This window comes from Microbacterium testaceum (assembly GCF_001476655.1).
Taxonomy (GTDB): Bacteria; Actinomycetota; Actinomycetes; order Actinomycetales; family Microbacteriaceae; genus Microbacterium; species Microbacterium testaceum_C.
On sequence record NZ_LDRT01000176.1, the window covers coordinates 1 to 8,017 of the forward strand.

General features: G+C 69.4%; 7 protein-coding genes. 1 reads left to right on the plus strand and 6 read right to left on the minus strand.

Annotated features, from left to right (window positions below):
- Window positions 1–377: 377 nt before the first annotated feature.
- From NS220_RS17765 to NS220_RS17775, 3 genes are read right to left on the minus strand one after another with little or no spacing between them, the layout of a single operon-like run.
- Window positions 378–2,216, minus strand: coding sequence for an O-antigen ligase family protein (locus tag NS220_RS17765; protein ID WP_058625318.1), 1,839 nt, complete (start codon window positions 2,214–2,216; stop codon window positions 378–380).
- Between the two features lie 22 nt (window positions 2,217–2,238).
- Window positions 2,239–2,721, minus strand: a complete 483-nt coding sequence (locus NS220_RS17770; RefSeq protein WP_058625319.1) for a hypothetical protein — start codon at window positions 2,719–2,721, stop codon at window positions 2,239–2,241.
- A gap of 41 nt (window positions 2,722–2,762) precedes the next feature.
- Complete coding sequence (locus NS220_RS17775; protein ID WP_058625320.1) at window positions 2,763–3,233, minus strand: OsmC family protein; 471 nt, start codon at window positions 3,231–3,233, stop codon at window positions 2,763–2,765.
- Window positions 3,234–3,358: 125 nt separating this feature from the next.
- Here NS220_RS17775 and NS220_RS17780 point away from each other — a divergent pair, with 125 nt between their 5' ends.
- Window positions 3,359–4,342, plus strand: coding sequence for an asparaginase (locus tag NS220_RS17780; protein WP_058625321.1), 984 nt, complete (start codon window positions 3,359–3,361; stop codon window positions 4,340–4,342).
- Window positions 4,343–4,458: 116 nt separating this feature from the next.
- Here the strand turns inward: NS220_RS17780 and NS220_RS17785 are convergent, their stop codons facing one another.
- The 3 genes from NS220_RS17785 to NS220_RS17795 all read right to left on the minus strand — a co-directional run bounded on the left by NS220_RS17785 (window position 4,459) and on the right by NS220_RS17795 (window position 7,910).
- Window positions 4,459–5,991: an APC family permease gene (locus NS220_RS17785; RefSeq protein ID WP_058625324.1), complete on the minus strand. Its 1,533-nt coding sequence runs from the start codon at window positions 5,989–5,991 to the stop codon at window positions 4,459–4,461.
- Window positions 5,992–6,037: 46 nt separating this feature from the next.
- A complete protein-coding gene (locus NS220_RS17790) occupies window positions 6,038–6,811 on the minus strand; it encodes a PP2C family protein-serine/threonine phosphatase (RefSeq protein ID WP_058625322.1) in 774 nt (257 codons plus the stop codon).
- A gap of 118 nt (window positions 6,812–6,929) precedes the next feature.
- Entirely contained in the window at window positions 6,930–7,910 is a 981-nt protein-coding gene (locus tag NS220_RS17795) for an aldo/keto reductase (protein ID WP_058625323.1), read from the minus strand.
- Window positions 7,911–8,017: the final 107 nt, after the last annotated feature.

Genomic DNA, 8,017 nt, shown 5'->3' on the forward strand with positions numbered 1-8,017 from the left:
CGGAGTCGCGGACGGTGAAGCAGACGGCCGCGGGCTCGCCGACGCGGACGGTCGCGGACTCGGTGTCGAGGGCCCCGGGCTCGCCGTCCCCGACGCCATCGGGCTCGCGCTCGCCGACGGCGTCGGCTGCGCGGACGCGTAGGCTCCGGTCGGCGCGAGCACCGCCCCCGAGAGGACGAGTGTCATCACCGTGACACGAGCGATGGCACGAACGGTGCGCGAAACGGCTGTAGTGGCCACGTCTTCTCCAGCGACAGGCGTCTCGCCCGTCTCCCCCGGATGCGGTCTCCCGCACCAACTCCCCCAGGCGGCACGTATGTGGCCGCGGTCAAGTCTTACCACAGCGAGAGGCCGGAAAACGAAACGCGACGAGACCGTTATCGAGCCGCGATCGAGCAGTCCTCGTCCGTGCGATCCCCGCAGATCTCCGTGATCAGGAGCCGGGCGTTATCGATGTCGGGCCGCTCCTCGAGGATCGCGGATGCGACCTGCACCGCCCGGTCCCGTTCGCCTGCCATCGCGAGATCGATGGCCAGATCCAGTCGAGCCGGGATGTCGTGCGGGGCGACGGCGGCCATTCGCTCTCGCATGTCCGCCGCCGCGTTCCACTCCTGTCCCGCTTCCAGGGTGACCGCTCGCGCATCGAGAACGGCGAGCGTGTGAGGGAAGGCCGCTGCGGCCCGGGCTGTCCACTCCTCCGGCGCCTCCGAAGCGTCGGGATCGCCGGCATCCGCTCGGGTCGTGAGCACCTGAGCCGCGAGTGCGACGAGTTCCCTATCCCATGGCCGCAGGGTGACCGCGAGGGCGAAGCCGGCGTCGGGTGACGCACCCGCGACGTTCCGACCCGCGGCGGTCGCCATCGGCACCTCGGCCGCGGTGCCCGCCGCGAGCGCCACGACGACCGCCGCGCCGGCCACGCGCGCGGCGATCGTGCGCGGCACGGACCCGAATCCCTCCTGCAGGGGCGCGGGCTCCCCCACGACGATGCCGAGAAGGACGGCCACGAGCAGGAACACCGCGGGACCCGTCGGGTGGGCGAGGAGCGCCACGACCGCCACGATCAGACCGGCGGTACTCCCCAGGAAGAGACCGCTCGGGTCCGTGGCTCCTCGAAGTCGGCGAGCCACGGTCCGGGTCGTCAGCACGAGACCGACGGCCATCACCCCGACCAGCACGACGCCCCCGTCGGATGCCGCGTCGAGGATCCAATTGTGAGAGGACTCGAGAACCGTGTTGAGGGGGCGGTCGAGATACCACGACGCGTCTTGGAAAGACGGGACGCGGTCGATGAAACTGCCCGAGCCCGCGCCGACGACCGGAGACGTCGAGAAGACCCGTAAACCCCACCCCCACAGCGTCCAGCGCTCATCGACGGTCGCCGCGGCCACGGTGTCCGCGCCCGTCAGGCGATCGAGGGCACCCGGCGCGAACACGACGACGATCGCCACGGCGAGGCCCATGGCGGCCGCTCCGCCCGCGACGATGCGGCCCCGCAACGCACCCGTGCGCCAGAGGAGCAACGCCAGCACGATCACTCCGAGCAGCGCGGCCAGGTAGGCGCCGCGCGAGGCGGACGTGCCGAGACCGACCACGGCGCCGGCTCCGCCGAGGAGGACGACGATCCTCAGCATGGCGTCGTCGCGGACCCGTCTGCTCGCGGCGGCACCGGCGAGCACCAGGAGCATCATCGCGCACACGATGCCCTGGTCCGTCGCGTTGCCGAAGACGGATCCGGGTCTTTCCAGATCGCTCGAGAACGGGCGCAGGCCGATCGCCTCGAGGACACCGACGAAAGCGATCACGACGGCGGCGGCCGACATCGCGATGAGGAAGGCCCGGATGCACACCCCCTCGGCTCGCGGGCCGAGCAGAGAGGCGCCCAGCCAGGCAGCCCCCGCACCGACGGGCAGCGCGACCAGGGGACCGAGGTAACGGGGCCACCGCCCGACCAGCCCGACCCAGACGTCCGTTCCGTAGAGGACGGAGCCCGCTATCGCCGCGACCACGAGGGCGGCGAAGGCGGCGGCCGCGACGACCCACGCCCAGGTCGGCAGCTTCCCGGTCCGTCGCGCGAAGAGGGCCACGCCCACGGCGACGGCCACGATGAGGTACTTGGGGAAGGTCCACCGCAGCATTCCGTCCGGCAGGACCGCGATGATCCCCGCCGCGGCGATGCCGACGGCTGCGACCGCCGTCCGGCTCGAGGTCGTTCTCATCCGGCGGTTCCCCCCTCGCCCCTCACCGCTGCTGCGGCTTGGGATACGCCGCGCGCACCACGTCGGACTGCAGATAGTCCGACACCCCGATGAGCAGGAGGGCGAAGAGGATCTGTTCGGTCACCACCCAGAAGGGATACAGTCCCGGGATCGCCGCGAGAACCAGCGCCACGACCGGGAAGATGCGGCTGAACAACTGCAGCCGCCGGAACGCCCAGTACCAGCCCGCCCGTGCGCGCCAGAGGAAGTAGAACAGCGTCGTCGTGATCGCGAGCACGACGAGACACCGCATCCACACCGCGAAACCGACATCCGCCCCGTTCACGGTCATCACCAACGCGATGACGACCGTGGCGACGCCCAAGACGAAACCGAGCGCGAGAAGGAGCGTAATGGCGCGGAACGCCCGGCGCACCTTCGGATCGTCGGGAACGTCGACGCGATGATCGGCCTGGCGGCCGCCCGCGATCCGATCGAGGCGGCGAAGGGCCGGTTCGAGCTGCATGCGCTCACTGTACGACGCCGGACACCGACCGCGCGCGCGGGTCAGTCGACGGTGATCACCGGTTCGTGCCGCACGGGGAAGTTCACCGAGTTGGCGATGAAGCACCACTCGCGCGCCTGCCTGTGCGCCGCCCGTGCAGCCTCGATCATCGACTCCTCGGCGACGCGTACGCGCGGGCGAAGGACGACTTCGGTGAACGCGCCCCCGCTGTTGCCGTCCTCCTGCATCGTCCCGGAGGCGTCGTCCTCGTAGGCGGTGACGACGACACCCGTCGTGACGCACGCGTGCAGATACGACAAGAGGTGGCATTCGCTGAGGGCGGCGAGCAGCAGCTCCTCCGGGTTCCATTTGCCCGGATCGCCGCGGAAGGGCTTGTCAGCGGATGCCGCGATGGCGGGCTTCCCGTCGACCTCGAGCGTCACCGCACGGTCGTAGTCGCGGTAGCCGCTCGTACCGCTCCCCCGGTCTCCGGTCCAGGTCGAGCGCAGGCGGTAGTGGTGCTCTCCGTTCATTCCCCCAGTCTGCCCTCTCCGCGTGCGTGTCGCAGCGCCATCCGCCTCTCTCGTGCCCTCCCGGCGCGAGAATGCGTCACCGCCGCAGGCCCGACCGGAACGGGCCGCGGAGATAGCATGGACGGATGCCCGCAACGCCCCCCGCCTCCGTCGAGCTCGCCGTCGTCGAACGGAACGGGTTCATCGAATCCCGCCACTATGGCGTCGCCGTCGTCCTCGCCCCCGACGGCTCCGAGAAGCTCACGCTCGGCGAAGCGACCGCGGCCTTCCTCCCCCGCTCGAGCATGAAGCCGCTGCAGGCGCTGGCGTGCCTGTCGGCCGGTGCCGACCTCGCCGACGAGCGTCTGGCCCTCGCGATGGCGAGCCACTGCGGCACCGAACGGCACGTCGAGACGGCGCGCGGCATCCTTCAATCGGCGGGCCTGACGGAAGACGACCTGGGCTGCCCGGCCGCTTGGCCGAGTGACACCGCGGCGCGGGACGAGCTCGTGCGCGACCACGGTTCCCCGTCGCCTCTGCGCATAAACTGCTCGGGCAAGCACGCGGCCATGCTGCTCACGTGCGTCGCGAACGGCTGGTCGACGGCGGACTACCTCGACCCGCAGCACCCGCTGCAGGTGCACATCCGCGAGGTGCTCGAGCGCCTGGTCGGCGAGCGCATGACGACCACGGCGATCGACGGGTGCGGCGCCCCCGTCTACGCCATGAGCTTGATCGGTCTGGCGCGCGCGATCCAGCGCATCGCCACCTCGTCGGAGCGCTCCCCCTTCGCGCTGCACCGGAGCGCGGGCACCCTCGTGCGTGCGGTCAAGGAGCACCCGTGGACCATCGATGGTCCCGGGCGACCCGACACCGTCGTGATCGAGCGCCTGGGAGTGTTCTCGAAGATGGGCGCCGAGGGCGTCCAGGTCATGACCGCACCCGACGGCACCACCGTGGCTCTGAAGATGCTCGACGGCTCCAACCGGGCCGGCCACGCCGTCGCACTGCGTCTGCTCGAGCGGGTCGGATCCCTGACCCCCGCGGCCGTCGCGGACACTCTCGCCCTCTTGCCCCTCACCGTTTCGGGCGGCGGCCACGAGGTCGGCGGCATCCGCTCCGCCGTCTGAGCAAGCTCGGGCGGGTCTCGACGGCGGCGAGATCACGCGCTCCCTCGATCAGATCGCGAGAGCGGGCGCGAACCGCGTGATCCCTCCCGATCGTCCGGGCGACGGACGGGGAGCGCTCAGATCCCGCCGTCGACCGATCGCGGGTACGTGATCGGCTCGTCGGGGACGAGGACCTCGGTATCGCGGTTGAGGCTCTCGCCGCGGAAGAACGGCTTCGAGGCCGGGACGAGGTACCACACGAGCATCAGGACGACGCCGAACGCGAGCGCGCCGATTCCGACGACGAACGTGCCGCCGATGCCGAGCAGTTCCGAGTTGCCGTAGTCGACGTCGTACATGTCGATCGCCGATTGGACGAATGCGTACGTGAGCATCAGCGCACCCAGCAGAGGCAGGATGCCGCGATAGACGAGGTTTTTGCCCGAGGTGAAGAGCTCGCGCCGGAAGTACCAGACGCAGGCGTAGCCCGTCAGAGCGTAGTAGAAGGCGATCGCGAGCCCGAGCGACAGGATGGAGTCCTGCAGGATGTTGTCGCTGATGATCGTCATTCCCACGTAGTACACGCTCGCGACGATCCCCATGACGAGCGTCGAGAACGACGGCGTGTGGAATCGCGGATGCACCGTCTGGAATCGCGCGGGAAGAGCCTTGTAGGCGGCCATCGCGAGGGTTCCGCGGGCAGTGGGCAGGATCGTGGTCTGCGTCGACGAGACGGCCGAGATGAGCACGGCGACGACCAGCACCCACGCGAACGGGCCGAACAGGCCGTCCTTCATCGCGAGGAAGACGTCCTCGGCGTTCGAGGCGTTCGCGAGCCCCGCGCCGTCTTCGCCGACACCGGCGTACATCATCGCGGCGACCGTCACCGTGACGTAGGTGCCGAGGAGGATCACGGTGGTCAAGAGAGCCGCGCGACCAGGGATGCGCTTGGGATCCTTCGTCTCCTCGTTCAGCGCGAGGCAGGTGTCCCATCCCCAGTAGATGAAGAGCGCCAGGAGCACCGCCTCGGTGAAGCCGCTCCACTCGGTGAAGCCGAAGGGGTTGAACCACGCGAAATCGAACGGCGTCGGGTTCGGTGCGGTCCCGTCGAAGAACTTCCACAGCGCGACGACGACGAACAGCGCCAGGACGACGTACTGGACGGCGAGCAGGATGTTCTGGATCCGCTCACCGATCTCGACACCCCGGTAGCTGACGTATGTCATCGCCGCGATGAAGGCGACGCCCGTCGCCGTGACGAGCGGAACGTTCTCCGCCAGCGAGCCGTCGCCGATCAGCGACCACAGGTAGATCCCGGCGATCTGCGAAAGGTTCGCGAGCACGACCATGCCCGCCACGGCCACGCCCCACCCGCCCATCCATCCGACCCACGGCCCGAACGCCTTCGTTCCCCACGTGAAGGTGGTGCCGCAGTCGGGAACCTCGTTGTTCAGCTCGCGGTAAGCGAAGGCGATGAACAACATCGGGATGAACGCCAGGACGAACGCGATCGGCGCCTGCGCGCCGACCGCGACGACGACGAAGCCGAGCGTCGCGACGAGAGAGTAGACGGGGGCGGTGGATGCCAGGCCGATCACGGTCGAACCCCAGAGTCCGAGCGTCCCGGTGGCCAGTCCCTTGCCCGACGTCCGTTCGGGAGCGGAAGTCATATGCCGAACGTAGAATCCGCGAGCGACCGCGGTCAAGAGCGAATTCTCAGGAAGAGTGGCGCTTCACGTCGAGCACGATGATCGTGATGTTGTCTCGACCGCCGTTCTCGAGCGCCGCCGCCATCATCGCCTCGACCGCTGCGGCCGGGTCGATGTTCGCTTCGAGGAAGTGCTTGATCCCGAAGTCGGTGAGCTCTTTGGTCAGTCCGTCCGAGCACACGACGAAACGGTCGCCGTCGACGACCTCGAGGCGAAGATAGTCCGGCTTGACGCTGTCGCTCGGACCGACCGCCCTCGTGATGACGTTGCCGTACGGGTGGTTCTCCGCCTCTTCCGGGCTCAGCCGGCCCGCCGCGATCAGTTCCTGCACCACCGAGTGATCCGTCGTCACCTGGACGATCTCTCCGTCGCGGAGCAGGTACACGCGCGAGTCGCCGATGTTCAGCGTCACCCAGTGCGGTTCCTCCGCCGTCGTCTCGAGATACAGACCGGTCAGGGTCGTGCCGGTGCCCTCGTCGGTGGTCTCGGGGTGCGAGACGATGTCTTTCACCGCGCGCGAGAGGGCCTTCTCGATGTGGCGCGGAGATACCGTCCCCCCGCTGACGACCGCCTGCAAGCGGTCGACCGTGCTCGCGCTGGCGATCTCCCCGCCCAGGTGCCCGCCCATGCCGTCGGCGACGACGAAAAGGGGGTACTCGGCGAGGACCGCGTCCTGGTTGACCTCGCGGCGCTTGCCCGTGTCGGTGCCGGCCGCCCAGGAGAGATCGAGCGTCGCTCCGGACAACGAAACGGTACGCGTATGCGTGGTCACCTCGGGCACGACAGATCCTCCGGTTGGCCGACAGCTTCGCCGGCGAGAGCGCACGGCCCTGCCATCCTAGTGGACGAGCCCGCGTCGCCTTCGGCAGCGCCGCGCCCACTCCACGGACGCGGCCGGATCATCCCGCCGCCGGATCTGCGGGCAGACTCAGGATGCCGTCGATCTCGGCGATGTCGTCAGGACTCGGGACCCACGCGGTCGCGGCCGCGGCGTTCGCGTGCACCTGCTCGGGGCTCGTCGCCCCGGCGATGACGCTCGAGACGAGTGGGTTCGCCAGGAACCACGCGAACGTCGCCTGCAGCATGGTGATGCCGCGCGCGTCGCAGAAGGCCTGATAGCGCTCGAGCGCGTCCCACGGCGCTTCGCGCCAGAGATGCGGGCGCTGGCGCATGATGCGGCTTCCCTCCGGACCGCCCTCTCGGGAGAACTTCCCCGTCAGCAGGCCGTTGTGCAGCGGGAAGAACGGAAGGAGTCCCAGACCGAACCTGTCGATGGCCGGAAGCACCTCGCGCTCAGCCGCACGGGCCAGGAGGCTGTACTGATTCTGCGACGCGACGAAGCGCACCCCCTTCGCGGCGTAGTCCGCTTCCGCGATCTGCCAGCCGGAGAAGTTGGAGTGCCCGACATAGCGGACCTTACCCTCGCGGACGAGGTCCCCCAGCGCGTCCAAAGTCTCGTCGATCGGCGTCGACGGGTCCGGCGTGTGCAGCTGATACAGGTCGATCCAGTCCGTCCTGAGGCGCCGGAGCGACCCCTCGACAGACCGCCGGATAGAGGTCCGAGAGGCCTTGCCGCCGCCGAGCACCCCGGGAGCGAGATCGGCGTGGCCGAACTTCGTCGCGAGAATCACCTCGTCACGGCGCCCCTGGAGTGCTTCGCCCATGAGGGTCTCCGACAGCCCGAACTCCCGCCCGTAGACGTCTGCGGTGTCGAGGAACGTCACGCCGGCGTCGAGAGCGGCGTTCAGCACGGCACGCGTCCCGTCGAGCGTCTCCGTGGCGGTGCCGGCTCTGCCGAAGTTGTTGCACCCGAGTCCGATGGCTGAGACCCTCAGCCCGGAGCGTCCGACAGGTCGTTGGGGAAGCGGAGAACTCGTCATCGTTCCACGCTATCCCCGTTGACGACGATGGGCTCCCCACCTTGGTGGGGAGCCCATCGGGTGATCAGGCCTGCGGGCCGGCCGGCGGGGCGGGCGGCCCGCAGGCC